General features: G+C 75.1%; 20 protein-coding genes and 1 riboswitch. Of the genes, 5 read left to right on the top strand and 15 right to left on the bottom strand.

Features of this window, described 5'->3' with window-relative positions:
• Positions 1 to 2: 2 nt before the first annotated feature.
• The 12 genes from cobA to cobN are packed head-to-tail and all read right to left on the bottom strand — an operon-like array spanning position 3 to position 16,389.
• A complete protein-coding gene (cobA, locus tag ACGFIE_RS07355) occupies positions 3 to 1,733 on the bottom strand; it encodes a uroporphyrinogen-III C-methyltransferase (protein ID WP_393292038.1) in 1,731 nt (576 codons plus the stop codon).
• On the bottom strand, positions 1,730 to 2,326 hold the full coding sequence (locus tag ACGFIE_RS07350) for a precorrin-8X methylmutase (RefSeq protein ID WP_393292036.1): 597 nt from the start codon (positions 2,324 to 2,326) through the stop codon (positions 1,730 to 1,732). The genes cobA and ACGFIE_RS07350 overlap by 4 nt, the downstream gene beginning before the upstream one ends.
• Positions 2,323 to 2,514: a DUF362 domain-containing protein gene (locus tag ACGFIE_RS07345; protein ID WP_393292034.1), complete on the bottom strand. Its 192-nt coding sequence runs from the start codon at positions 2,512 to 2,514 to the stop codon at positions 2,323 to 2,325. The genes ACGFIE_RS07350 and ACGFIE_RS07345 overlap by 4 nt, the downstream gene beginning before the upstream one ends.
• Positions 2,502 to 4,316, bottom strand: a complete 1,815-nt coding sequence (cobJ, locus tag ACGFIE_RS07340) for a precorrin-3B C(17)-methyltransferase (protein ID WP_393292032.1) — start codon at positions 4,314 to 4,316, stop codon at positions 2,502 to 2,504. Before cobJ ends, ACGFIE_RS07345 begins: the two co-directional genes overlap by 13 nt.
• Complete coding sequence (gene cbiE / locus ACGFIE_RS07335) at positions 4,313 to 5,665, bottom strand: precorrin-6y C5,15-methyltransferase (decarboxylating) subunit CbiE (protein ID WP_393292030.1); 1,353 nt, start codon at positions 5,663 to 5,665, stop codon at positions 4,313 to 4,315. The genes cobJ and cbiE overlap by 4 nt, the downstream gene beginning before the upstream one ends.
• A complete protein-coding gene (locus ACGFIE_RS07330; protein ID WP_393292027.1) occupies positions 5,662 to 6,813 on the bottom strand; it encodes a cobalt-precorrin-5B (C(1))-methyltransferase in 1,152 nt (383 codons plus the stop codon). Before ACGFIE_RS07330 ends, cbiE begins: the two co-directional genes overlap by 4 nt.
• Positions 6,810 to 7,643 carry a precorrin-4 C(11)-methyltransferase gene (cobM, locus tag ACGFIE_RS07325; protein WP_393292025.1) on the bottom strand — a complete coding sequence of 278 codons (834 nt, stop codon included), beginning with the start codon at positions 7,641 to 7,643 and terminating at the stop codon, positions 6,810 to 6,812. Before cobM ends, ACGFIE_RS07330 begins: the two co-directional genes overlap by 4 nt.
• The gene (gene cobI, locus ACGFIE_RS07320) at positions 7,640 to 8,419 is read right to left on the bottom strand and encodes a precorrin-2 C(20)-methyltransferase (RefSeq protein WP_393292023.1); all 780 of its coding nucleotides are present in this window, start codon (positions 8,417 to 8,419) and stop codon (positions 7,640 to 7,642) included. The genes cobM and cobI overlap by 4 nt, the downstream gene beginning before the upstream one ends.
• Positions 8,416 to 9,771, bottom strand: a complete 1,356-nt coding sequence (locus tag ACGFIE_RS07315; protein WP_393292021.1) for a cobyrinate a,c-diamide synthase — start codon at positions 9,769 to 9,771, stop codon at positions 8,416 to 8,418. Before ACGFIE_RS07315 ends, cobI begins: the two co-directional genes overlap by 4 nt.
• Entirely contained in the window at positions 9,765 to 10,376 is a 612-nt protein-coding gene (gene cobO, locus ACGFIE_RS07310) for a cob(I)yrinic acid a,c-diamide adenosyltransferase (RefSeq protein ID WP_393292019.1), read from the bottom strand. The genes ACGFIE_RS07315 and cobO overlap by 7 nt, the downstream gene beginning before the upstream one ends.
• Positions 10,376 to 12,724, bottom strand: coding sequence for a VWA domain-containing protein (locus ACGFIE_RS07305; protein ID WP_393292017.1), 2,349 nt, complete (start codon positions 12,722 to 12,724; stop codon positions 10,376 to 10,378). The genes cobO and ACGFIE_RS07305 overlap by 1 nt, the downstream gene beginning before the upstream one ends.
• Entirely contained in the window at positions 12,721 to 16,389 is a 3,669-nt protein-coding gene (cobN, locus tag ACGFIE_RS07300; RefSeq protein WP_393292015.1) for a cobaltochelatase subunit CobN, read from the bottom strand. The genes ACGFIE_RS07305 and cobN overlap by 4 nt, the downstream gene beginning before the upstream one ends.
• Positions 16,390 to 16,668: 279 nt before the next feature.
• Positions 16,669 to 16,798, bottom strand: a riboswitch (cobalamin riboswitch).
• A gap of 196 nt (positions 16,799 to 16,994) precedes the next feature.
• Between cobN and ACGFIE_RS07295 the strand changes: the two genes are divergently transcribed.
• On the top strand, positions 16,995 to 17,846 hold the full coding sequence (locus tag ACGFIE_RS07295) for an MBL fold metallo-hydrolase (protein ID WP_393292013.1): 852 nt from the start codon (positions 16,995 to 16,997) through the stop codon (positions 17,844 to 17,846).
• 50 nt (positions 17,847 to 17,896) lie between these two features.
• On the opposite strand, the gene ACGFIE_RS07290 is transcribed toward ACGFIE_RS07295, so the two are convergent.
• On the bottom strand, positions 17,897 to 18,232 hold the full coding sequence (locus ACGFIE_RS07290) for a hypothetical protein (RefSeq protein WP_363681488.1): 336 nt from the start codon (positions 18,230 to 18,232) through the stop codon (positions 17,897 to 17,899).
• Between the two features lie 269 nt (positions 18,233 to 18,501).
• Between ACGFIE_RS07290 and helR the strand changes: the two genes are divergently transcribed.
• Both helR and ACGFIE_RS07280 read left to right on the top strand, forming a co-directional pair.
• Positions 18,502 to 20,664: an RNA polymerase recycling motor ATPase HelR gene (gene helR, locus ACGFIE_RS07285; RefSeq protein WP_393292011.1), complete on the top strand. Its 2,163-nt coding sequence runs from the start codon at positions 18,502 to 18,504 to the stop codon at positions 20,662 to 20,664.
• 18 nt (positions 20,665 to 20,682) lie between these two features.
• Entirely contained in the window at positions 20,683 to 21,345 is a 663-nt protein-coding gene (locus tag ACGFIE_RS07280) for a hypothetical protein (protein ID WP_393292009.1), read from the top strand.
• 80 nt (positions 21,346 to 21,425) lie between these two features.
• Here ACGFIE_RS07280 and ACGFIE_RS07275 read toward each other — a convergent pair whose 3' ends face one another.
• Together ACGFIE_RS07275 and ACGFIE_RS07270 are read right to left on the bottom strand one after the other, a co-directional pair.
• Complete coding sequence (locus ACGFIE_RS07275) at positions 21,426 to 22,322, bottom strand: aldo/keto reductase (protein WP_393292006.1); 897 nt, start codon at positions 22,320 to 22,322, stop codon at positions 21,426 to 21,428.
• Between the two features lie 79 nt (positions 22,323 to 22,401).
• Positions 22,402 to 23,688, bottom strand: a complete 1,287-nt coding sequence (locus ACGFIE_RS07270) for an MFS transporter (RefSeq protein WP_393292004.1) — start codon at positions 23,686 to 23,688, stop codon at positions 22,402 to 22,404.
• Positions 23,689 to 23,852: 164 nt separating this feature from the next.
• On the opposite strand from ACGFIE_RS07270, the gene ACGFIE_RS07265 reads away from it, so the two are divergent.
• Both ACGFIE_RS07265 and ACGFIE_RS07260 read left to right on the top strand, forming a co-directional pair.
• Entirely contained in the window at positions 23,853 to 24,842 is a 990-nt protein-coding gene (locus ACGFIE_RS07265) for a LacI family DNA-binding transcriptional regulator (RefSeq protein ID WP_393292002.1), read from the top strand.
• Positions 24,843 to 24,919: 77 nt separating this feature from the next.
• Positions 24,920 to 25,606, top strand: a complete 687-nt coding sequence (locus tag ACGFIE_RS07260; RefSeq protein ID WP_393292000.1) for an alpha/beta hydrolase — start codon at positions 24,920 to 24,922, stop codon at positions 25,604 to 25,606.
• The last annotated feature ends 17 nt before the right edge of the window (positions 25,607 to 25,623 follow it).

Genomic DNA, 25,623 nt, shown 5'->3' with positions numbered 1-25,623 from the left:
CGTCAGGTGCTCGGCCCGGTGGTGGTGAGGGCGACCACCGGGCCGAGCACGAAGACGGCGGGCGGGCCGACGCCCTCCCGGGCGGCGACCGTTCCGATCTCGTCCAGCCGGGCCGGCACCGACCGCTGGCCGGGCAACCCGGCGTCCTGCACCGCCAGTACCGGAGTCTCCGGGGCACGACCGTGCTCGACCAGCACCGCCGCGATCTTGGCGATGGTGTCGACGGCCATCAGCAGCACGACGGTGCCCCGGGCGCGGGCCAGCGCCGCCCAGTCGACGAGCGAGTCGGGGTGCCCGGGCGGCAGGTGCCCGGAGACCACTGTGACGTCGTGCGCCACGCCCCGGTGTGTGACAGGCACACCGGCGAGGGCCGGCGCGGCGAGGGCGCTGCTCACCCCGGGGACCACTGCCACCGGTACGCCGGCCGCCACGCAGGCCTGCACCTCCTCGTGGCCGCGTCCGAAGACGTACGGGTCGCCACCCTTGAGCCGGACCACCCGGCGGCCGGCGCGGGCGTGCGACACCAGGGCCGCGTTTATCGCGTCCTGGGCCATCGACGGGCCACGGGGCACCTTGGCGGCGTCGATGACAAGCACGTCGGGACGTAGTCCGGCGAGCAGCCCCTGCGGAGCCAACCGGTCGACCACGACGACGTCTGCGGCGTCGAGCAGGGCCTTTCCGCGTACCGTGATCAGGTCGTCGGGCCCGGGCCCGCCGCCGACCACGGCGACCGAACCGTGGTCGTGGTGATGGTCGTGTCCGTGGTGATGGTGGTGGCCGACCGGGTCGTCGGGGTGGTCGTGCGGGCGCTGCGGACGGCCCACCTTGTCGGCGAAGCCGGGCATCAGCACCCGGTACGCGCAGGTGTCGCAGTTCATCCGGATGTCCCCGCCCAGCGCCTCGGCGTGGCGTTCGAGCACCAGTTCGGCGAGGGCGTCGCAGTCGCCGATCACCTCGGCGACCCGGACGTCCAGGTCGGGGTGGGCGGCGGCGAACTCCGCCGACTGGGCGACGATCCGGTCGGGCAGCACCCCGGCGAACAGGAAGTACGGCGCCACGACGATCCGCCGCGCGCCGAGGCGACGCAACCGGTCCAGCACCTCCGGTACCGACGGAGACGCCAGCGAGATGAACCCCGGCTCGACGCCCGCGTAGCCGCGTCCCTCCCAGAGCAGCCGGGCGACCTTGGCCACCTCGGCGTTGGCGTCCGGGTCGGTCGACCCGCGCCCGATCAACGCGACCCAGGTGCCGGCCCGGTCGACGCCAGCGGGAAAAGCGTCGGCCGGCGAAGCGTCGAGCGGCGAAGTGTCGGCCGGTGCGGTGTCGGCCGGTGCGGTGTCGGCCGGTGCGGTGTCGGCCGGTGCGGTGTCGGCCAGCGCCGCGTCGATGCGCTCCGCGAGGGCCTCGTGCAGCAGCGGGTGTGGGCCGAGCGGACGACCGTAGCGGTAGGTCAGCCCGGGGTGGCGCTGCTGCTCCCGGCCCATCGCGGCGGGGATGTCGCCCTTGCCGTGCCCGGCGGCGGTGAGCACCAGCGGCAACGCCACGAGCGCCCGGTGCCCGCGCGCGACGAGCGCGCCGACGGCGTCGGTCAGCGGTGGACGGGACAGCTCGATGAAGCCGCCCTCGACGTCGCCGATGTCACCGCGACGGCGGACCCGCTCGACGAGCGCGGCGAACTGGTCGACACCGGCCGCGCTGCGCGTGCCGTGCCCGACGATGACCAGAGCGGTCATGACTTCTCCTCGGTGTAGAGCAGGGCGTTGAGGGCGGCGGCGGCGACCGCCGAGCCACCCTTCTCCCCCACGTTGGACACGGCGGGCAGGCCGCTGGCCCGCAGCGCCGCCTTCGACTCGGCGGCTCCCACGAAGCCGACCGGCAGGCCGACGACAAGTGCGGGCGTGGCGTCCAGGGTGAGTAGTTCGACGAGCGCGGTCGGCGCGCAACCGACCACCCACACCGCGCCGGGGCCGACCCGGTCCAGCGCGATCCGCACGGCGGCCGCCGAGCGGGTGATGCCGGCCGTGCGGCCCAGCTCGGCGGCGGCCGGTTCGGCGACCGGGCAGACCACCTCCAGGCCGGCCCGGGTGACGCCGGCGGCGACCATCGCCACGTCGGTGACCACCGGGGCCCCGGCGCGCAGCGCGGCCAGCCCCGACTCCAGCGCGGCCTCGTCGCAGACCAGGTCGTCGACGTACGCGAGGTCGGCGCTGGCGTGCACCACCCGCTCGGTCACCGCGCGGGCCAGCGGCGGCAGGTGCGACAGGTCGACCCGCTCGCGCAGGATGCGGTACGACTCCACCTCGATGGGATGCACCACCCGGCTCATCGGGCTCCTTCCTGAGGGTCGAGCACGCGGATCGCGTCGACCGGGCAGATCTCCACGCACTCCAGGCAGCCGGTGCAGCGGTCGGCGCGGACCGTCAGTCCGCCGGCCACCGGCCGGATCGCGTGCGTGGGGCAGGTGAGCAGGCAGGCCCCGCAGCCCTGGCAGGCGTCGATGGTCACGAGCGCCACCGGTACCCCCTGGGTGTGACCATCCGGCCGGCGACCAGCCGGGTGTCGCTGCTACCGACGACCACGACGCTGTACATGTCGACGACCGCCGGGTCCAGGGTGGCGAGGGTCGCCAGGTGCACCCGTTCGCCGGACCGGCTGGCGTTGCGCACCACGCCGACCGGGGTGTCCGGGGGCCGGTGCCCGGCGAGGATGCCGAGCGCCTTGCCGAGCTGCCAGTCGCGCGCCCGGCTGCGCGGGTTGTAGAACAGCGTCACGAAGTCACCCTCGGCGGCGGCTGTCACCCGCCGCTCGATGACCTCCCACGGGGTGTGCAGGTCGGACAGGCTCACGTAGGCGTGGTCGTGGCCGAGCGGCGCGCCGAGCAGCGCCCCGGCGGCGAGCGCGGCGGTCACCCCGGGTACACCGACCACGTCGATGCGCTCGTCGGCGTACTCCAGGGCGGGGCTCGCCATCGCGTACACCCCGGCGTCGCCGGACCCGACAAGCGCGACCGCCCGGCCGGCGGCGGCCTCCGCGACGGCCGCGCGGGCCCGGGCCTCCTCCGCGCCCAATCCGCTGGACAGCACCCGGGTGCCGGGCCGCAGCACGTCGCGGACCTGGTCGAGGTACTGGTCGAGGCCGACCACCACCGCCGCGCGACGCAGCTCCGCCACCGCGCGGGGGGTCCGCAGATCGGCGGCGCCCGGCCCGAGGCCGACGACGGCCAGCCGGCCGCGTGGCGCGTGCCGGGCCACGGCCACTGTCGCCATCGCCGTCGCGGTCTTCGGAACCAGCAGCGTCGCGTCGTCGGCCCGGCCGTCCTCACCGAGCAGCGCCGCGGCCTCCGCGACGCTCGGCGTGCCGACCGCCGCGCGGACCACCTCGCTGGGATGCGGCACGTCGACCGCCGCCAGGCGCGTCGCCGGCCAGGCCACCAGGGGTACGCCGAGCCCGTCGGCGGTGCTGCGGATGCCCACCTCGTCGGCCTTGACGTCGGCGCTGGCCAGGCAGCGCAGGCTCGCCGGGTCGAGGCCGGCCTCGGCCAGCACCCGGTGCAGCAGCTCGGTCACCTCGTCGGCGGGTACGCCCCGACTCGCGCCGACGCCGGCGACCAGCGACGGCGGCCGCAGCACCGCGGTCCGCCCGTCGAGGGGCACCACCCGATCGGTGACCAGCAGCCGATATCCGGCGGCCCCGCTGCCGGCGGCGGCGGCGTTGTCGGCGGCGGCGTTGTCGGCGGCGGCGGCGTTGTCGGCGGCGGCCCCGTTGTCGGCGGCGGCGGACTTGTTGTCGGCGGCGGCGTGGACGTTCGGGGGCAGGGCGGGCAGCGGCCAGGCGGCGTCGGCGATCAGCTCGACCGGTTCGCCGTCCAGGATGGCCCGGGACACGGCGGCTACCGCGCCCTGCACGGGCCAGCCGAGGGTGTCCAGGCCGGGCAGCCCGACCGCGTCGGTGGCGGTGGTGATCACCGGTCGGGCGTCCAGCAGGGCGCCGACGGCCTCGGCGAGGTCGTTGCCGCCGCCGGCATGACCGCCGAGCAGCGCCACCGCGTGTCGGGCCGCCTCGTCGACGACCACCACGGCCGGGTCGGTGCGCTTGTCACCGAGCAGCGGCGCGACGATACGCACCACCGCGCCGGTGGCCAGGAACGCCACCACGGCGTCGTACCGCGCCCAGGCGGCCCGCAGCGCGTCGACGACGGTGTCCCCCTCGACCAGCCGGGCGTGCGGCCAGGCGGCGGTCAGGGTGTCGGCGTGCCGACGGCCGGCGGCGGTGGCGGCCACCAGGCCGATCCGGGCGGGCGGGTTCTGGTCGGTCACGGGCGCTCCCCGGTGAGGACGACCACCGGGTTGGTGGCCGCGAGGCGGATCGACCCGCCGGGCAGGTCGGCGAGGCGGGCGGCGGAGAGCTGGCTGCCCTCGACTGTGTAGCCGGCGGCCCGTAGCAGGTTCACGGCTGGCGCGACGCGGTCCAGCGCGGCCAGGGTGAGCACCACCCGCTCGGGTCGGCGGGCCACCACGGCGGGAAGGATGTCGACGCCGCCACCGCCGACGAAGACCGCGTCCGGTTCGGGCAGCCCAGCGAGGGCCGCCGGAGCCCGCCCGACGACGAGCCGGACGGTGACGGCGTGCGCCGCCGCGTTGGCCCGGATCGTCGCGGCACTGGCGGCGTCCTGCTCGACGGCGAGCACTGCCGCGCCGAGCAGCGCGCACTCGATGCCGACCGAGCCGCTGCCCGCGCCGACGTCCCAGATCAGCCGGCCCAGGCGGGGCCGAAGCCGGGCGACGACGAGGGCACGCACCTCCGACTTGGTGATCATGGAGTCGCGGTGGGCGTACCGGCCCTCCGGCAGCGCCCAGCCGCCGGCCGGCGCGGCGGCGGGCTGGTTGTCGGAGCGCATCCCACCGGGTGCGACCCGACCGGGCGCGGCATAACCGGGCGCGGCATAACCGGACGCGAAGTCAGCGGGCGCGGGATCGGCGGGCGCGGGATCGGCATCGGCGTCGGCGTCGGCGTCGGCGTCGGCGTCGGCGTCGGCGTCGGCGTCGGCGAGGCTGAGCAGGACGTGCGGGTCGGACCAGGTCTCGGTGGCGGCCTGCGCGGGGGTCACCGCGCGGACCCGTTCCGCGTCGGTGCCCAGGTGCTCGGCGACCAGCAGGCGGCGGGGCCAGCCGACCAGCCCTGCGCCCAGCTCGACGGCGCCGGCGCCCGGCGCGGTGAGCACCGCGACAAGTGGCAGCGCCCGGCAGGCGTTCAGGGCCGCGCGCGGGTCGCGGCCGTGCGCGGTGACCACGGCGGCCCCGTCCCAGGGCAGTCCGGCACGGGCGAACGCGGCGGCCACGCTGGACACCGCAGGCACCACCCGCAGCGGCAGCCCGGCGGCACGCAGCCGACGGACGATGCCGAACAGGCCGGGATCGCCGCTGGCCAGCACCACGGCCGGCACTCCGGCGGCGACGGCGACGCTCAGCCGGTTGACGGCCGGGGCGAGCGGCCCGAGGACGACGGTGTCCACGCCGGCCGGCACGGCAACGGCGGCCAGGTGCCGGGCCGCCCCGACGACCAGCCCGGCCCCGGCCAGCGCGGGCGCGAGAGCGGGATGCGGCGGCGCACCCGCGGCGTCCAGGCCGACCACTGTCACCAGCGGGTTCGCGAACGTCCGGCTCATCGGGGCCACCGGCCCGACGAGGCGACCACGTGTGCCCCGGCGAAGTCGACCATCGCCACGTCCACTGTGACAGTCGGCCCGGCGAAGCGCCGCAGCACCTGGCCGACCCGCTGGCAGAGCAGGTCCCCGGCCGGGCCGAGCAGCCCGGCGGCCTCCCACAGCTCGTACGCGTGCCGACCGGTGTTCGCCTCGGTCACGGCGGCGACAAGCGCCGGATCGCCACCGGCGTCGGCCGTCACCGCGCCGAGCAGGGACAGGTCCACCTTCGAGCGGGTGTAGTGGGTCATCAGGATCCCGGCGGCAAGTTTGGCGAGCTTGCCGGCCATGCCGACGAAGACCACACCTGTCATCGCGTCGTCCACCGCGGCGGTCACGGCGGCCCCGGTGAAGTCCCCGACCTCGACGAAGCAGACCTCGGGCAGGTCGGGCAGCAGCGCGCGGGCGGCCCGCTCGGTACGCCCGCCGGTGCACAGCACCACGGTCCGCTCGCCCTGGGCGGCCATCACGTGCACGGCCTGCACGACGCTGGCCCGCCAGGACGCGGTGGAGAAGGGCCGTACGATGCCTGTGGTGCCGAGGATCGAGATGCCACCCAGGATGCCGAGTCGCCGGTTCGTGGTCTTGCGGGCCATGATCTCGCCCCGGGGCACGCTGATGACCACGCGGACACCGACCTCGGTGAGGTCGACGACCTCGGCCACCGCCTCGCCGATCATTCGGCGCGGTGTGTCGTTGATGGCCGGGCCACCGACCGCGAGCCCGAGGCCCGGTTTGGTGACGGTGCCGACGCCGGGACCGCCGGCCAGCCGCAGCCCGGGGACATCGGTCCAGTCCACGGTGGCGGTCAGCTCGGCGCCGTGGGTGACGTCCGGGTCGTCGCCGGCGTCCTTGACGACGACCGCCTCGGCGCGCACTGGTGGCGTGCCGGTCACCTCGCAGCGTTCCACTCCGAAGCGCACCCGCCGACCGGCGGGCAGGCCGATCTCCACGTCCGGCTGGATCTCCCCGGTGACCAGGGCGGTGACCGCCGCCTTCGCCGCCGCCGTCGCGCAGGCGCCGGTGGTCCACCCCGTCCGCAGGGCGGTGGGCCGGACCTTCGCCGTACGCGGCAGGTCCGGCTCGCGCAGGGGCGGCTCGGCGTACGTCACTGTGTGCCTGTTCCTCCGGCGCGACCGCCGGTCTGGCGGCGCAGCTCGGCGCGGGCGGCCGGCTCGGCCCGGCGGAAGGTGTGGAAGTGCCCGGGGTGGTACAGGTGCGAGCGGGTGCCCTCGGCGGCGAGGGCCGGCCCGACCAGGAACAGGGTGTGCTTCCACAGCCTGTGCTGTTTGACGGTGGCCTCCAGGGTGCCCACCGTGCAGCGCACCACCAGCTCGTCGGGCCAGGTCGCCTGGTACGCCACCACGGCCGGGGTCTCCTCCGGGTAGCCGCCGGCCAGCAGTTCGGCCTGCACCTGGCCGGAGCGGGCGGCGGAGAGGAACAGCGCCATCGTGGTGCCGTGCCGGGCGAAGTCGCGGACCCGCTCGCCGGGCGGCATCGGGGTCTTGCCCCCTTCGAGGCGGGTGAGGATCACCGACTGGGCGACCTCGGGAACTGTCAGCTCCCGCCCGACGAGGGCCGCGACGGCGGTGAACGAGGACACCCCGGGCACGATCTCGACGGCCAGGTCGAGCGTCCGGCACAGGTCCAGTTGCTCCTGCACGGCGCCCCAGAGCGCCGGGTCGCCGGAGTGGATGCGGGCCACGGTGAGCCCCCGCGCGGCGGCGCGCTCGTACAGCGGCAGCACGCCCTCGATGGGTAGCTGGGACGAGTCGACGATCTCCGCGTCGGGGCGGGCGTGGTCGAGGACGTCGGCGTGCACCAGGCTGGCCGCCCAGATCACGATGTCCGCCGCGGCGATGACCCGGGCGGCCCGCAGGGTCAGCAGGTCCGCCGCGCCCGGGCCGGCTCCGACGAACCACACCTTGCCGTTGCTTGTCACAGCTTTCCTCCTCGGTGCTCGCGGCGGGCCGGAACCAGCAGCGTCGACAGGTACGGCAGGTCGTGCGCGGCGTCGTCGACCGGGCCGATCCGTTCACCGGGCAGCCCGAGGCTGCGCCCGAGCACCGCGTCGGCGAGGCGGCCCTGCCGGCGCAGCTCGGCGAGCAGCTCCGGATGCCGCCGCCAGCCCTTGTAGGCGACAACGGTGCCCGGCCCGGCGAGGGCGTCGGCGAACAGCGCCACACCGGCGGTGGCCGGCAGCAGGGTCAGCGGTTCGCGTCCCTCGCAGAGCGGGGTGCCGCTGCGGGCGGCCAGCTCCTGCATGGCTGTCACGCCGGGAACTGTCGCCACCCGCACGGTGGGGCGCAGCGCGCGGACGCTCTGCGCCAGATAGCCGAAGGTGGAGTAGACGTTGGGGTCGCCGATGGTGGCGAACGCGAGGGACCGTGCGCCCGCGTCGATCGCGTCGACCACGGTCCGGGCGGCGTCGTCCCAGGCCGCCGTCCGGCGGGCGGTCACTCCACCACGGTCGTCGAGGGCGAACGGCAGTCGGCGCAGCCGGTCCGCCGGCACGTACTCCCGGACGGTCGCCTCGGCCCGCCCGGCCTCCGCGCCCGGCGGCGTCGCACCGGCCGTCGCGGTCGGCTCGCCCCGGTCGGCCATCACGGGTACGAAGATCACGTCGGCCTCGCGCAGCAACCGCACGGCCTTGACGGTGAGCAGTTCCGGGTCACCCGGGCCGACACCGACCCCGGTGAGCGTGGCATCGGCGGTCATCGGCACGCCTCGACCAGTCGGCGGGCGGCTGCGGGGTGGCCGGCCCAGTGGGTGTGCAGGTAGGACGCGTGTACCCGGCCGGCCACGAAACCGTGGTCCGTGCCGTTCCAGCGCCACGCCGGCCGCTCGCCGTGCCCCGGGTCGGTGGTGGTGCGGTGGAACTCGTGACCGCGTACGCCCTCGCCGGCGCGTGCCACCGGGCTGTCGGTGACCGCCGTCGCCTCTCGGTAGCCCAGGGTGAGCCGACCGGTCATCCGGGCGGCCAGGTCCAGCCGACCGCACATCGGTACGCCGTCCAGGGTCCGCCCGAGGTAGAGCAGCCCGGCGCACTCGGCCACGACCGGCCCGTCGAAGTCGGCCAACTCGGCCCGGAGCATGCCGTTGCCGGCCAGCTCCTCGGCGTACGTCTCGGGGAAGCCGCCGCCGATCACGACCGCGCGCGTGCCGGCGGGCAGGGCCCGGTCGCGCAGCGGGTCCACGGTGACGACGTCCGCGCCCGCGGCGGTGAGCAGTTCGGCGGTCTCCGCGTACGAGAAGGTGAACGCCGGACCACCGGCGAGCGCGACCACTGGCCGCTCGACGCCGGCCGGCCCGCCGACGGCGACGACCGGGTCCCACGCCGGGGTGGTCAGCGGCGGGGCCGTGCGGGCCAGGTCGAGCACGGCGTCGAGGTCCACGGTGGCCTCCACCAGCTCGGCGAGCGCGGTGACGATGGCTACCGATTCGGGCGCCCGCTCGGCGACCGGGACGAGGCCGAGGTGCCGGGCCGGCGCGGCGACCTCGGCGGCGCGGGTGACCGCCCCGAGCACCGGTACGCCCACCTCGGCGAGGGCGTCGCGCAGCAGCGACTCGTGCCGGGGCGAGCCGACCCGGTTGAGGATCACCCCGCCGATGCGTACCGCGGGGTCGAAGGCGGCCATGCCCAGCGTCAGCGCGGCGGCCGAGCGGCCCTGCGCGGTGGTGTCCAGCACCAGCACCACCGGCGCGTCGATAAGCCTGGCGACGTGCGCGGTGGAGGCGAAGTCGCGGCGACCCACCGCGCCGTCGTGCAGGCCCATCACCCCTTCCACGACGGCGATGTCGGCGGGCGTCGGGACGCTCGCGCCGTGGCGCAGCAGAGCGGCGATCCGCTCGGGCCCGACCAGGAACGGGTCGAGGTTGCGCCCGGGCCGTCCGGCGGCGAGGGCGTGGTAGCCGGGGTCGATGTAGTCCGGGCCGACCTTGTGCGGGCTGACCGTCAGACCACGACGGCGCAGCGCGGCGAGCAGCCCGGTGGCGACAGTCGTCTTGCCGTGGCCGCTGGCCGGCGCGGCGACGACCACCCGGGGCAGCGACCAGGGCACGCTCACCACTCGATGCCCTTCTGGCCCTTCTGGCCGGCGTCCATCGGGTGCTTGACCTTGGTCAGCTCGGCCACCAGGTCGGCGGCGGCGACGAGACGCGGGTCGGCGTCGCGCCCGGTGATGACGACGTGCTGGAAGCCGGGCCGGTCGGCCAGGGTGGCGACGACCTCGTCGACGTCCACCCAGCCCCACTTCATCGGGTAGGTGAACTCGTCCAGCACGTACAGCCCGTACCGCTCGGCGGCCAGGTCGCGTTGGATCTGCCGCCAGCCCTCCAGGGCGTCGGCGGCGTGGTCGGCCTCGCCGCCGCGCTGGATCCAGGACCAGCCCTCGCCCATCTTGTGCCAGGCCACCGGCGCGCCCTGACCGGTACGCTCGTGGACCTCGCCGAGCGCCCGGAAGGCGTTCTCCTCGCCGACCCGCCACTTGGCGCTCTTGACGAACTGGAACACCCCGATCGGCAGGCCGGCGGTCCAGGCCCGCAGCGCCAGCCCGAAGGCCGCCGTCGACTTCCCCTTCATCTGTCCGGTGTGGACGATCAGCAGTGGCCGGTGCCGCCGCTGCCGGGTCGTCAACCCGTCGGCGGGCACGTGAGTCGGCTGTCCCTGCGGCATCAGGCGACGCTCCTGTCTGGCGAGGTGGCGGGGCTGGTCGAGGCCCGGGCCACGTCGTTCAGTTCGTGGCGGGGGGCCCGCAGTTGAGTTGCCAGGCGGCTGGCCAGGTGCAGGCGGACCGGGCCGGACTCGCAGTCGACGACCACGCACGGGACGCCCGTCGCCGCCAACACCTTCGCGGCTGCCGCCGCCCGGTCCAGTGGACGGGTGCCGGCGGTGGCCCGGCCGTCGGTGACGACGAGGACCAGCGGACGGCGCTTCGGGTCGCGCAGGCGCTCCACCCGCAGCAGATCCGCGGCGGCGAGCAGCCCCTCGGCCAGCGGCGTACGCCCGCCGGTCGGCAGCTCGGCCAGCCGGGCCGACGCGGCCAGCACCGACGAGGTCGCCGGCAGCAGCGTCCGCGCGCCGGCGCCCCGGAAGGCGATCACCGCGACCTTGTCCCGCCGCTGGTAGGCGTCGGTGAGCAGGGCGAGGACCGCGTCCTTGACGGCGGTCATCCGCTGCCGGGCGCCCATCGAGCCACTGGCGTCCACCACGAACAGCACGAGGTTGCCCTCGCGTCCCTCGCGGACGGCCTCCCGCACGTCGTCCGGGCGCAGTCGCAGCGGTCCGGCCAGCCGTCCCCGCGACGCCTGGTGCGGCGCGGCGGCGCGGATCGTGGCCGGCAGGTGCAACGCGGCGACCCGCCCGGCCGGCACCCGGGCGCCTGTGGTGCGCCCCCGACCGGTGCGGGCCCGCGAACGCCGGCCGGGCACGCCGTCACCGACGCCGGGCGCGGTGAGCAGCCGGGCCCGCAACCCACCGCGGGGTACGGCCGCCGGCTGGGACTCCCCGCCGCGGGTCGGGTCGTCGTCACCGGTCGCCGATTCCCGGCCCCCGCGCGGGCGCGAGTTCTGACCGTCGTCGCCCCGCTCACCCGCCTGGGGCCGCGACCAGCCGTCGTCGTCGCCCTGCTGGAGCTGCGGCCAGCCATCGTCATCGCCTCGGTCGCCCGGCTGGCGCTGCGGCCACCCGTCGGGGCCGTCGGTGCGCCAGTCCGGGCCGCTGCCGTCGCGCGCCGCCGAGTGCCCGGCCGACCCGGGTGCACCCTGCTCGGCTCCGTCGCCGCTGCCGTCGCTGCCGTCGCTCTGGGGGCCGCCGCCACTCGGGCCGCCGCCGTTCGGGCCGCCGCCGTTCGGGCCGCCGCCACTCGGGCCGCCACCGCCGGCCGGGCCACCGCCCTGAGTGCCATCGCCGGCCGGGCCGCCGCCCTGGGGGCCCCCGTCGTCCGGGCCACGGTCCTGGGGGCCGTCGTCGTCCGGGTCGTCGGGGTGCGCGTCCTGGGCACGTTGCAACGCCTCGTCGAGGCGCTTTTCGTCCAGGCCCGGGGTGTCGAACGGGTCGCGGCGTCGGCGGTGCGGCAGGGCGAGGCGGGCGGCGACCCGGACGTCGTCGATGGTGACCCGGTCCCGGCCCAGCCAGGCGGCGTGGGCGAGAGCGGTCCGGGCGGTGACGATGTCGGCGCGCATGCCGTCCACGTCGAACGCCGCGCACACCTCGGCGATCTGGCGCAGGGCGGCGTCGGGCAGGCGTACCCCGGGAAGCCGGTCGCGGGCGGCGGCCACCTGGGCGGCGATCTCCGCGTCGGCATCGGCCCAACGGGCGGCGAAACCGACCGGGTCCGCGTCGGCGGCGAGCCGGCGGCGCACCACCTCGACCCGGACGGCCGGGTCCCGGCTGGCGCCGACCTCGACGGTGAGCCCGAACCGGTCGAGCAACTGCGGACGCAGCTCCCCCTCCTCCGGGTTCATGGTGCCGACCAGCAGGAACCGGGCGGCGTGGCTGACCGAGACGCCCTCGCGCTCGACGTGGCTGCGGCCCATCGCCGCCGCGTCGAGCAGCAGGTCGACGAGGTGGTCGTGCAGCAGGTTGACCTCGTCGACGTAGAGCACCCCGCGGTGGGCGGCGGCGAGCAGACCCGGCTCGAACGCGCGTACGCCCTCGCCGAGGGCCTTCTCCAGGTCGAGCGAGCCGACGACCCGGTCCTCGGCGGCGCCCACCGGCAGCTCGACGAGGCGGGCCGGGCGGGTCTCGGCGGCGGCGTCGGCCGGATGGGGGCCGTCCGGGCAGCCCGGGTCCGGCTCGGCCGGGTCGCAGCCGAAGCGGCAGCCGGCGACCCGGCGTACCGGGGGCAGCAGCGCGGCGAGCGCCCGCACGGCCGTGGACTTGGCGGTCCCCTTCTCGCCCCGCACGAGGACTCCACCGATCGCCGGGGACACCGCGTTGAGCAGCAGCGCCAACCGCATCTCGGCCATGCCGAGCACCGCGCTGAACGGATAGGTCGTGGTCGCGGTGACGGTCTCGCTCATGCCCGGTCCTCCAGGTCGCCCTCGCTGGCCAGGTACGTGTCGCGCAGCCGGTCCAGGGTGGCCGGCTCCGGTTTGGCCCACAGCCCCCGGTCGGCGGCCTCCAACAGCCGCTCGGTGATGCCCCGCAACGCCCACGGGTTGGACTGCTCCAGGAACTCCCGGGTCGTGTCGTCGAACAGGTACGCGGCGGCCAGGTGCTCGTACATCCAGTCGTCCACCACCCCGGCGGTGGCGTCGTAGCCGAACAGGTAGTCCACGGTGGCCGCCAACTCGAACGCGCCCTTGTAGCCGTGCCGGCGCATCGCGGCGATCCACTTCGGGTTTACCACCCGGGCCCGGAACACCCGCCGGGTCTCCTCACCCAGCGTGCGGGTCCGCACGTCGTGCGGCATGGCCGAGTCACCCACGTACGCCTGCGGCGACGTGCCCGTGAGGTGGCGGACCATCGCCACCATCCCACCGTGGTACTGGAAGTAGTCGTCGGAGTCGACGATGTCGTGCTCGCGGGTGTCCTGGTTCTTCACGGCCACCGCGATGCGGGCGAAGGAGCGCTCCATGTCGGCGCGTGCCTCCCTCCCGTCCAGGCCCCGGCCGTACGCGTAACCGCCCCATACCGCGTACACCTCGGCCAGGTCGGCGTCGCTGCGCCACGTCCGGGCGTCGATAAGCGGCAGCAGGCCCGCGCCGTACGCCCCGGGCTTGGAGCCGAAGATCCGGGCGGTGGCCCGCCGCTCGTCGCCGTGCTCGGCGACGTCGGCGGCGACGTGCGCCCGCAGGTAGTTGTCCTCGTCCGGCTCGTCCAGCGCGGCGACGCGCCGGACGGCGTCGTCGAGCAGCGCCACCACGTGCGGGAACGCGTCACGGAAGAAGCCGGAGATCCGCACTGTCACGTCGACGCGCGGGCGGCCCAGCTCTGCGGTCGGCACCACCTCGACGCCGGTTACCCGCCGGGACCGCTCGTCCCAGACCGGGCGGCAGCCCAGCAGCGCGAGCACCTCGGCGATGTCGTCGCCCTGGGTCCGCATGGCGCTGGTGCCCCACACGGTCAACCCCACCGAGCGGGGGTACGTGCCGGTGTCGGCGAGGTGCCGGGCCAGCAGCGAGTCCGCGAGGGCCACACCGACGTCCCACGCGTTGCGACTCGGGATGGCCTTCGGGTCGACGGAGTAGAAGTTGCGGCCGGTGGGCAGCACGTTTACCAGGCCCCGGGTGGGTGAGCCGGACGGGCCGGGCGGCACGAACCGGCCGTCGAGCGCGCCGAGGGTGTTGGTCAGCTCGTCGGTGGTGCGCGCCAGCCGGGGCACCAGTTCGGTGGCGGCGAAGTGCAGCACGGCGGCGACGTCCGGGACCTGCTGCCCGGTCACCTCCACGACCACCGCGTCGACGGCCTCGGCGTCCCAGTCCAGGGTCTCCATTCCGGTGACCAGCCGTCGCGCGAGGGCCTCGATCAGGTCGATCGCGTCGGCGGCGGTGCCGGCCGGCCCGTCCACCACGTCGGTAAGCGCGACCGGCAGGGCGATCCGCTGACCGGGCGACGCGAGCAGCTCCTGCTCGTCGAGGCCGTACGCGACGGCGAGCGCCTGCCGGAGGCCGGGCAGGGCGTGGGCGCCGCCCCAGATCTGCGGGGCGCGCAGCACCGCGAGGACCAGGTTGACCCGCGGCTCGCCGGTCGGCGCGTCGGCGAGGATGTGCAGCCCGTCGCGGATCTGCACGTCCTTGACCTCGCACAGGTACCCGTCGAGGTGCAGCACGAAGTCGTCGAAGTCGTCGGCGTCGGGCATCGCCTCGGCGTGCAGGTCGTGGTGCAGCTCGGCGGCGCGGACGAGGTCCCAGATCTGCGCCCGCACGGTGGGCACCTTGGCCGGGTCGAGGGCCTGCACTGTCGCGTACTCGTCGAGCAGTTGCTCCAGTTTGGCCAGGTCGCCGTAGGTCTCGGCGCGGGCCATCGGCGGTACCAGGTGGTCGATGACCACGGCGTGCGCGCGGCGCTTGGCCTGGGTGCCCTCGCCGGGGTCGTTGACGATGAACGGGTAGACGAGCGGCAGGTCGGCGAGGACCGCGTCGGGCGCGCAGTCGGCGGCCAGGCCGAGCCCCTTGCCGGGCAGCCACTCCAGGGTGCCGTGTTTGCCCAGGTGCACCACGGCGTCCGCGCCGAACCCACCGTCCGCGACCGGCGCGGCCAGCCAGCGGTACGCGGCCAGGTAGTGGTGGCTCGGCGGCAGGTCCGGGTCGTGGTAGATGGCGATCGGGTTCTCCCCGAAGCCGCGGGGCGGCTGGATCAGCAGCACCACGTTGCCGAAGCGCAGCCCGGCGAGCACCATGTCGCCGCCCTCGGTGTACAGCTCGCCGGGCGGCTCACCCCAGTGCTCCCGCATCCGCTCGCGCAGCTCGGCCGGGACCTGGTCGAACCACCGCCGGTACGTCTGCCCCGGTATCCGGGCCTCGGCGGCGGCCAACTGCTCCGGGGTGAGCCACTCCACGTCGTGACCACCGGCGGCGATCAGCGCGTGGATCAGCGCGTCGCCGTCCTCGGGTGGCGGCGCGTCACCCAGGTCGTAACCCGCCTCGGCGAGCGCGGCGAACAGCCGGACCGCCGAGACCGGGGTGTCAAGCCCGACGGCGTTGCCCACCCGGGAGTGCTTGGTGGGGTACGAGCTGAGGACGACGGCGACCCGCTTGTCGGCGTTGGGCACGTACCGCAGCCGGGCGTGGCGCACCGCGATGCCGGCCACCCGGGCGGCCCGCTCGGCGTCGGCGGCGTACACCGAGAGACCGTCGGCGTCGATCCGCTTGAACGAGAACGGCACGGTGACGATCCGGCCGTCGAACTCGGGGATCGCCACCTGCATGGCCGCGTCCAACGGGGACAGCCCGGCGTCGCTGCCGGCCCACTGCTCGCGGGTGCTGGTGAGGCAGAGCGCCTGGATGACGGGCACGTCCAGGGCGGCTAGCGCGCCGACGTCCCAGGCGTCCTCGTCGCCGCCCCCGGAGGCGTCCGCGGCGACCGCGCCGCCGGCCGCGAGCACGGTGACCAGCAGCGCGTCACAGCGGGCGAACAGCCCGAGTGGGCCGGCGCCGGTGGTCAGGCCGCGCAGCGAGCCACAGAAGATCGGCAGCGGGTTGCCCCCGGCCTCCCGCACGGCGTCGGCCAGCACGTCGACGAACGCGGTGTTGCCGGCGAGGGCGTGCGCCCGGTAGAAGATGATCCCCACGGTGGGCCGGTCCGGGTCGGTCGGGTGCTCGCCGTGCACCCCGTACGCCGGGGTGGGCGCGGGCGGGGCGAACCCCTCGCCGGTGAGCAGCACCGTGTCGCCGAGGAACCGGGCCAGGTGCCCGAGGTTGTCCGGCCCACCCTCCACCAGGTACGCCAGCGCCTGGGTGACCACCCCGGACGGCACCGTGGAGACGGCCATCAGCTCCGCGTCGGGCACCGCCTCGCCGCCGAGCACGACAGTCGGCACGCCGGTGGCGAGCACCGCGGCGAGGCCGTCCGGCCACGCCTGCCGACCCCCGAGCAGGCGTACGACGGCGAGGTCGACCCCGTCGAGCAGGGCGGGCACCTCGTCGGCGGCGACCCGTGCGGGGTTGGCGAGCCGGTAGTCGGCGTCACTGGCGCGGGCGGCCAGCAGGTCGGTGTCGGCGGTGGAGAGCAGCAGAACGCGCACGGCAGGCTCCGGACGGTAACGTCGGCACGCTCGCGGGAGCGGCCTGGCGACGGATGGGCGCAGGGTTCAGCGGAGGCCGCGATCGGGCCCGCTCACCGGCGTACGGCCGGGGACGACGGGCGGCGCGGTCCGGAACTCAGCAGTGAACGGAGTCGATGCCGATCGCGGCGACGACACGGCCGCGGTGCGGGGAACGGCACGCGCCGTCGATGATGGAGACGCCAAGCGTCATCGGGTCCTCCTCGGGTGTCCACGCCCTGGGGTACGTCCCGACGGCCGAAGTATCCTGGCTTCCGGATCGACGCTCTCCCCCGGCCTTCCAACCGCAGACACACGGCCGTGACTCGCGAGGGGGGATCGCTCCCCGGTGACAGTGGCGGGACCGCGTCGGATTCGCACCGACTTCCTTCACTGCCGTCAGGCCGCGAATGCTGCCACACCGCAGCGCCGCCGGTCAACGCCACCCGGCTCCCGCCTCAACGGCCACCGTCGATCGAGAGATGCCGATTGCGTGGGTTCGAAAACACGCTCGGACGGCGCCTTCGGGTCGATGTCCGCGCCCTTTGCTCTGCTTCAACCAACGCAACACAGAGACGCCGGCACTGTTGCCTCCGCTGAAGCAGAGCGAAGGAGACAAGCGGGCACTGGTCGCCTGGCGGGAGGGCGGATCGCCACCGGTCCACCTAGGATCGAGGGACGTCCGATCCAGCGGCCACTATCGATCCGGGAGGTCGAGCGCCATCGTCGCCCCGCAGTTTCGTCACCTCGCCGGCCGGGTCTGGCTGTGCCCCGGCGACCCCGACCCGGACGCGGTCCAGGCCGGTGTCGCGGTGGTCGCCGACGAGCGCGGCAGTGTGATGATCGACGCGGGGCAGAGCCCCGCCCACGCCGCCGAGATCCGCGCCGCGCTGGCCGCCGCCGGGCTGCCGGAGCCGCGCTGGCTCGTCTACACCCACCATCACTGGGACCACGTGTGGGGTGCCTGCGCCTGGCCCGGGGTCGAGATCATCGGGCACGCTTCGGGCGTACCGCTGCTCGGCGCGGAGGCCGCCCGGCCGTGGAGTCACCGCTACCTGCGCGAGCAGGTGCGGGCCGATCCACGCCTCGGCCCGAGCTTCCGGGCCCGGGCGCTCGCCATGGACTCGTGGGACGGGTTCGCCGTTCTGCCGCCCGCCCGGACGTTCACCGACACCGACGAGCTGCCGGTCGGGGTGCGGTTGCGCCACGTCGGCGGCGGGCACGCGCCGGACTCGATCGTGGTGTCGGTGCCCGACTCGGGCGTCCTGCTGCTGGGCGACTGCTTCTACCCGCCACCGGCACATCTGCGCCGGCCCGAGGACGGCCTCGACCTGGCGCTGATCCGCCGGCTGCTCGACGACGACCACGGCTGGTACGTCTCCAGCCACGCCGAGCCCATGACGCTGCAGCAGGCTCGGTCGTACGTCCAAACCGACTGATCCCGCCCCGAAGCCACGTCATCGGGACCCCGACGCGCCCCGCCCGAGGCTCAGCGGGCGTGACGCTCCGGGTGCGCCCGGTTCCAGGTGCGCATGCGCTCCGGGTAGCCGGTGCGGGCCGCCTCGTACAGCGGAACCGCGTGCTTGCGGGCGATGGCGCCCGCGGCGCGGGGTGTGCCGGTGCGGCGGCGGATCCATTCGCCGTCGTGGGCGATCGCCACCACCGTGGTGTCGGTCGCGGTGGTCTCCGGTTCCAGGTAGAACTCCACTCCCCGACGGCTGGCGACGAACGCCTCCAGCGCGGCGAGGTCGTCCCGGGTGGCCTCGCGGTCCAGCTTCGTCGGGGTCGCCTCGGCGCCCCGTGACCGCCTGTTGAACCAGCTCATGCCCAGCCCCTCTCCTCGGACGCCTCTCCAGTTCAGCACCGATTCCTGGCAATGGGCTGCACGCCGGGTGGGAGAAATCTGACTCGTCGGGCCACAGGGACACCGGGCCGTAGGGACAGCGGGCCGCAGGGACACTCGGCGCACGGGAGGGGCGACACACCTCCCGCCATATCCAACATATACCGCATGGGGGGACTTGCGGCAAGGCCCCAGGTGTACCGCAGAATTGCCCGTCCAAGGCCAGGACCTGCGGAAACGGGAGCCAGTACATGCACAAGTCGTCGGCGGCGGACGCCGTGTTCGACCTTCCCGACAACCTCGCCGCCAAGGCCGATCCGGCGCTGATCGCCCGTGACGAGCAGCACTTCGCCGTCATCGCGGCGAGCCTGGAGCAGTCGATCGCGGACCTGTCCGACCGCCTCGACGCCGAGCGCCGGGCACCCGCCGGCAAGGGGCGCCAGGCGGTCGCCCGCGACGAGGAGGTCCGCCGGTTGACCGGTCGTCTGCGGGCCCTACGTCGCTTCGGTCTGGACCTGTGCCTCGGACGCATCGTCAGCGCCGACGATCCGGAGCCCGTCTACATCGGGCGCTTCGGCCTCACCGACGGGGGCGGTCGTCGGCTGCTGCTCGACTGGCGGTCCCCGGCCGCCGAGCCGTTCTTCGGGGCTACCCACGCCAACCCGATGGGTCTGGCCAGCCGCCGCCGGTACCGCTGGACGCTCGGCCGGATCCGCGACTACTGGGACGAGGTGTTCACCCCGGACGGGTTCGAGGGGCACGCGGCGCTCGACGACCAGTCCGCGTTCATCGCCAGCCTCGGCGGCAACCGGTCGGCCCGGATGCGCGACGTGCTCGGCACCATCCAGGCCGACCAGGACGCCATCATCCGGGCCGGATCGCGAGGCGCCCTCGTCGTCGACGGTGGTCCGGGCACCGGCAAGACAGTCGTGGCCCTGCACCGCACCGCGTACCTGCTCTATTCCGACCCGCGCCTCGGCCAGCGCCGCGGCGGGGTGCTGTTCGTCGGGCCGCACCAGCCCTACCTGGCGTACGTCGCCGACGTCCTGCCCAGCCTCGGCGAGGAGGACGTGCAGACCTGCACCCTGCGCGACCTCGTCCCGGAGGGTGCCACGGCGACCGTGGAGACCGACCCGGAGGTGGCCCGCCTGAAGTCCTCCGCCGACCTGGTGCGGGCGATCGAAGCGGCCGTGCGGTTCTACGAGGAGCCGCCGACCACGGCGACGACGGTCACGGCCGGCGACACCGAACTGCGGCTGAGCGCTGACGACTGGGCTCAGGCGTTCGAGGCGCCCGGACCCGGCACCCCGCACAACGAGGCGCGGGACGAGATCTGGGAGGAGTTGCTGGCGATCCTGCTCGGGAAGTACGACGGCGACGAGTCGGACGACCTGGTACGCCTGTCGCTGCTGCGCAACCGCGACCTGCGTACGGCGTTCCACAACGCCTGGCCGCTGCTCGACGCGACGGAGATCGTCGCGGACCTGTGGTCGGTGCCCGCCTATCTGCGCCGGTGCGCCCCCTGGCTCGGCCCCGACGACATCCGCCGGCTGCGGCGCGCGGACGCCCGCGCCTGGACGGTGTCCGACCTGCCCCTGCTCGACGCGGCACGGCAGCGGCTCGGCGACCCGGAGTCGTCCCGGCGTGCCCGCCGCCACGAGGCCACGATCGCCGCCGAACGCGCGCGCATGGCCACCGTCGTCGACGAGCTGATCGAGGCGCACGCCTACGACGACGGTGAGGGCGTGCTGTCGAGCCTGCGTCAACTGGATCTGCAGGACGCGCTCGTCGACGAGGCAGTCCTGTCCCGCGCCGACCCGGATCTGCTGGCCGGCCCGTTCGCGCACATCGTCGTGGACGAGGCGCAGGAGCTGACCGACGCGCAGTGGCAGATGCTGCTGTCGCGTTGCCCGTCGCGCAGTTTCACCATCGTCGGGGACCGCGCCCAGGCCCGGCACGGGTTCACGGAGTCGTGGCAGGAACGGCTGAGGCGCATCGGGCTCGACCGGGTCACCATGACCTCGTTGAGCATCAACTACCGGACGCCCCAGGAGGTCATGGCGCAGGCCGAGCCGGTCATCCGGGCCGTCCTCCCGGACGCGAACGTGCCGACGTCGATCCGCGCCAACGGCATCCCGGTGGCCCACGGATCGGTCCACGACCTGGACGCGATCGTCGACGGCTGGCTCGCGGAGCACGCCGACGGGATCGCCTGCGTCATCGGTGAGCCCACGTACCGACCGACGACGGATCGCGTCCGGTCGCTGACCCCGGAGCTGTCCAAGGGGCTGGAGTTCGACCTGGTAGTGCTCGTCAACCCGGAGACGTTCGGCGAGGGGATCCAGGGGGCTGTCGACAGGTACGTCGCGATGACCCGCGCGACCCAGCGACTCGTCGTCCTCACCAACTCCTGACCTCGTAGGCTGCCGGACGTGTCGACTGACGTGCGAGAGGCGGCGGCGTACGACAACGCGCACTGGTGCGCCGCCGTGTGCGCCAGCCACGGGCTGACCGGCCGGATCGACGCCGACGCGTGGTCGGTGCCCCGCCGCTCCCCGCAGTGGTATCCCGACGCGGTCACCCTGCGCCCCGGCGTCGACCCCGAGGCGCTGCTGGCGCGGATCGACGCCGGGGCGGGCGCGTCGGTGAAGGACAGCTTCGCCGACCTCGACCTCTCGGCGTACGGGTTCCGGGTGCTCTTCGAGGCGCACTGGATCCACCGCCCGCCCACCGATCCGCTCACCGACCCGCCGCTCACCCCGGTCACCAGCGCGGAAGGGCTGGCGGCCTGGGCGAGCGCGCACGGCGGCGGGGAGCTGTTCCGCCCGGCGCTGCTGGCCGTCCCGCGCGTCCGCGTGCTGGCCCGCCACGACGAGCGGGGCGCGGTCGTCGGCGGGGCGGTGGTCAGCGGCGACGACCCGTCCGGCGTCTCCAATTTGTTCGCCAACACCGGCGACCCCGCCGCGATCTGGCGTGGGGTCGTCGCCACCCGGCCCGGCGTCGCCCTGGTCGGCTACGAGACGGCCCCCGACCTACCACCCGCCCGCCAAGCCGGCTTCCTCCCCGCAGGCCCCCTCCGGGTCTGGCTCCGGTGATCATGAAGTTAGCGGCACGACACGCCGACATCGACGACAACAACTTCATGATCACCGGGCTGGTGGGCCGGGGACAGGGCTCACCCCAGGTGGGTCAGGTCTTCGGGCGTTAGGCGCAGGGCGGCGGCCGCTATGTTCTCCTCCAGGTGGGCCTTGTCGCCCGTGCCGGGGATCGCGAGGACGTGCGGGCCCTGGTGCAGCGTCCAGGCCAGGCGTACCTGCTGGGGGGTGACGCCGTGGGCCCGGGCGACCGCCTCGACGGCCGGGCCCTGCGCAGCGCCCGCGCCCGCCTCCCGATTGGTGCCGGCCAGCGCGAAGAAGGGCACGTAGGCGATGCCCCGCTCGCCGCAGGCGTGCACGAAGGCGTCCTGCTCCCGGTACGCGTCCACGCCGTAGTTGTTCTGCACGCAGACCACTGGCGCGATGTCCGCCACCGCGTCCAGGTGCTCGAGCCGGGCGCCGGACAGCCCGAGGTGGCGGATCAGGCCGGCGGCGCGCAGCTCGGCGAGAACGCCGAACCGCTCGGCCAACGGCACCGGGCCGGGTCCCCGGCCCAGGCGCAGGTTCACCACGTCCAACTGGTCGCGGCCGAGGCGGCGCAGGTTCTCCTCGACCTGGGCGCGGAGCTGTTCCGCGGTGACCGCCTCGGCGAATCCGGTCACCGGGTCGTAGCCGAAGCCGACCTTTGTGGCGATGACCAGGTCTTCGGGGTACGGGGCGAGCGCCGCCCGGATCAGCTCGGTGGCGTAGCGGACGGGGCCGGTGCCCACCCGCAGGGTGCCACCGGGTGAGACGTAGAAGGCGGCCGTGTCGATGTGGTTGACGCCCAGCTCCACGGCACGACGCAGGACCGCGATCGCCCGGTCCCGGTCGGGGTTCGCGGTGATCCGCATCGAGCCGAAGCCCATCCGATGCACGGTGCGGTCGCCCAGGGTCCAGCTGCCCGCCGCGGCGGCGGTGATCTCGTCGGTTGGCATCGGGCGACCGTAGCCAGCGCGGGCACGCGGCGCACTCGGCCGCGCACCCGATACCGCCGAACCCCGATCCGGGTTAGTTTTATCGTGCTGCCGGAGCCGACTCGTCGGCCGTTTCCCGCGCCGCCGGCGCCGGCTCGCCGGTGTGCGGCGCGCGCAGCGCCGGCACCAGCGCCAGCGTCGGCAGGAGCAGCAGCGGCACCACCAGCAGCGCCCGCAGGGTGCCGACGTGGTCACCGAGCAGGCCCAGCAGCGGCGGCCCGCCCAGGAAAGCCGTGTAGCCGATCACCGCGACCACGCTGACCCGCACCGCCGCGTGCGCCTCCTCGTCGGCCGCCGCGCTCATGCCGACGGGGAAGCCCAGCGACGCGCCGAGGCCCCACAGCGCGACGCCGACGATGGCAACCGGCCCGGAGCCGGCAAGCACGGCCAGAGTGGCGCCGGCGGCGGCGAGCAGGAGGGTGCCGCTGAGCACCGGCACCCGACCCCAGCGGTCCAGCGCGACGGTGCCCACGGTCCGCCCGAGGGTCATACCGACGACGAACACGCCGAAGACCGCCGCTCCGGCCGCCTCGCTCAGGTCCCGACCGTCGACGAAGGCGACAGCCAGCCAGTCGTTGGCGCTGCCCTCGGCGAATGCGGCCACCAGCACGAAAAGCCCGATGAGCAGGGTGCGCGGCTCACGCCAGGCGGCGAGCTGGGCGCGGCGGCGGCCGGCCGGGCTGGTGTCCGCCGTCTGGTTGGCCGCGTCGACGGCCGGTTGGGGCAGGAACATCCGGGAGGCGAGCACGGTGCCGACGAGCACCACCACCGCCACCGCGGCGAGGTGCGCGCCGACCGGCACGTCCAGGCGGGCGGCACCGGCGCCGAGGCCCGCGCCGGCCACCGACCCGAGGCTCCAGGCCGCGTGGAAACGGGGCATGACGGTACGCCCCAACCGCCGCTCCACAGTCGCGCCCTCGACGTTCATGGCCACGTCGCAGGCACCGGAGCCGTAGCCGAAGGCCACCAGCCCCAGCCCGACGACGACTGCCGACCCGGCGACCGTCGCGCCGAGACCGGCCACGACAAGGCCGACCGCGACCAGCACGGTGGCGATCGTCACGCTGCGGGCCGAGCCGAGGCGCTGGGCGAGCAGACCGGAGGTCGGCATGGCCAGCAGCGCGCCCACGCTCATCGCCAGCAGCAGGAGCCCGAGGCGCCCGGCAGAGAGGTCCAGCGCCTCGCGGACGGCCGGCACCCGCGAGAACCAGCTGCCGACGGCCAGGCCGTTCAGGGTGAAGGTGACGGCGACGCCGTTGCGGGCGAGCCGGACGATGCCTGCCGGAACTGTGGTGTCGGGGGCGGCCGGGCTGGTGGGGGCGCTCACAGCTGTGGTTCCTCTTCCTCGGGGTGATCTCCTGGCACGATCGCACACCTGAGAGCGCTACCACCACAAGCGGGCCACCACCCCTTACCGACGACACGCAGGTCGGGGGATGATTCCTGGCAGGCGTACGCCCGCTGCGGGTGGGCGCCGGGGGGAGGGTCACGATGACGGCAGCGGCACACCGGCCGGCCACTCTGGATGACGTCGCCCGGGCCGCCGGGGTGTCCCGGTCCACGGCCTCGCGGGTGATCGCCGGGACGGGGTTCGCCTCGCCGGCCGCCCGGGAGCGGGTGGTGACGGCCGCCGACCAGCTCGGTTACGTGCCCAACCCGGCCGCCCGGGCGCTGGTTCGCGGCGGCGGCGTACGGCTGGTGGTGGCCGCCGCGGCGACAAGCGCGGCAGTGCTGGACGACCCGTACGTCCACCGGGTGGTCGGCTCGGCGGCCCGGGTGTGCGCGCCGGCCGGCGTCGGGGTGGCGCTGCACTGGCTGCCGCTCGGCGACCCACGCGCCCTGGAGCAGCTCGCCGCCGACCGCAGCGTGTGCGGCGTCGTGCTTGTCAACACCACCGAGGCCCTGCTGGACGCCGTACCCCGGTCGCTGCACGGCCGGGTCGCCTCGATCGGCATCGGCTCGGCAGAGGTGCCGTCCTTCGACGTCGACAACACCGCCGGCGCGGGCGCGGTGCTGCGCCACCTGTACGCGACGGGCCGCCGCCGCATCGCCATGGTGACCGGCCCGGCGTGGCTGCCGTGCTCGCGGCGCCCCGTGCAGGCGTACCGCCACCTGATGCGCCAGGCCGGCCTGCCCGAGCGGGTCGTGGACGGCGACTTCACGGCGGCACGTGGCCGGGCGGCGGCCGGCGAGGCGCTGCGCCGCTGGCCGGACGTGGACGCGATCTACGCGATCAGCGACGAGACCGCGTTCGGGGTCATCGCGGCGCTACGCGACGGCGGTGTGCGGGTGCCCGGTGACGTCGCGGTGGCCGGTTTCGACGACATCCCGCTGGCCGGCATGACCGCGCCGGCGCTGACCACCGCGAGCCACCCGGTGGGCCGGATCGCCACCGCGGCGGCCACCGCCGTGCTGGCCGGCCGCCCGGCCGCGCCGGTGACCCTCTTTCCGTCCGCCCTGGTGACCCGCGACAGCGCCTGAGCGCCGACCGCCGGTTAACCGGCGGTCGGTCGGGTAACCGCCTCGCACCTGCCGTCGACCGCGAGGAGTGGTGACCCGTGTCCAACTCCGCGCCGGCTCCCCGGCACGGCCTGTTGACCACACGTCCGCACCCGCCCGTGCTGTCAGGTCCCACCGGTCTGGTGCCGCTGCCCGGCGGTGACGGTGGCCGGCCGGCGATGACGTACGTGCCGGAGCCGGCGGCCGACGGCGCCGCGTACCGGCTGGTGGTGCTGCTGCACGGGGCGGGCGGCTCCGCGCGGCAGGGCCTGGACCTGCTGCTGCCGGTGGCGGACGCGCACCACCTGCTGCTTGTCGCCCCGCAGTCGTCGGCGGCGAGTTGGGACCTGATCGCCGGCGGCTTCGGGGTGGACGTGCAGCACATCGACGCGCTGCTGGCCAGCGCCTTCGACGGCTATCCCGTGCGCGACGTGACGCTGGGCGGCTTCTCCGACGGCGCGTCGTACGCCCTTTCTCTGGGCCTGGCCAACGGCGGCCTGGTGGACGCGGTGCTGGCCTTCTCCCCCGGCTTCGCCGCGCCGCCGGTCACCCGCGGCCGGCCGCGGATCTTCGTGTCGCACGGGGTGGAGGACCGCGTCCTGCCGATCGACGTGTGCAGCCGCCGCTTCGTGCCGCACCTGCGCGGCCTCGGCTACGACGTCACCTACGAGGAGTTCCCCGGCGGCCACGACCTCCCCGCCCCGATCCGCGCGAGCGCCACGGAGTGGCTCACCGGCCCACCCTGACGGCCGCTACCGGTCGG

The organism is Micromonospora sp. NPDC049275, assembly GCF_043197115.1.
Classification (GTDB): domain Bacteria; phylum Actinomycetota; class Actinomycetes; order Mycobacteriales; family Micromonosporaceae; genus Micromonospora.
The sequence above is the reverse complement of the archived record's forward strand: the minus strand, read 5'-3'. Positions and strand labels throughout refer to the sequence as shown.

What these genes read in the sequence shown, in the direction of transcription:
- cobA (WP_393292038.1), bottom strand. Translation starts at nt 1,733, where the DNA reads ATGACCGCTCTGGTCATCGTCGGGCACGGCACGCGCAGCGCGGCCGGT.
- ACGFIE_RS07350 (WP_393292036.1), bottom strand. Translation starts at nt 2,326, where the DNA reads ATGAGCCGGGTGGTGCATCCCATCGAGGTGGAGTCGTACCGCATCCTG.
- cbiE (WP_393292030.1), bottom strand. Translation starts at nt 5,665, where the DNA reads ATGAGCCGGACGTTCGCGAACCCGCTGGTGACAGTGGTCGGCCTGGAC.
- cobI (WP_393292023.1), bottom strand. Translation starts at nt 8,419, where the DNA reads ATGACCGCCGATGCCACGCTCACCGGGGTCGGTGTCGGCCCGGGTGAC.
- cobO (WP_393292019.1), bottom strand. Translation starts at nt 10,376, where the DNA reads ATGCCGCAGGGACAGCCGACTCACGTGCCCGCCGACGGGTTGACGACC.
- ACGFIE_RS07305 (WP_393292017.1), bottom strand. Translation starts at nt 12,724, where the DNA reads ATGAGCGAGACCGTCACCGCGACCACGACCTATCCGTTCAGCGCGGTG.
- ACGFIE_RS07290 (WP_363681488.1), bottom strand. Translation starts at nt 18,232, where the DNA reads ATGAGCTGGTTCAACAGGCGGTCACGGGGCGCCGAGGCGACCCCGACG.
- helR (WP_393292011.1), top strand. Translation starts at nt 18,502, where the DNA reads ATGCACAAGTCGTCGGCGGCGGACGCCGTGTTCGACCTTCCCGACAAC.
- ACGFIE_RS07275 (WP_393292006.1), bottom strand. Translation starts at nt 22,322, where the DNA reads ATGCCAACCGACGAGATCACCGCCGCCGCGGCGGGCAGCTGGACCCTG.
- ACGFIE_RS07265 (WP_393292002.1), top strand. Translation starts at nt 23,853, where the DNA reads ATGACGGCAGCGGCACACCGGCCGGCCACTCTGGATGACGTCGCCCGG.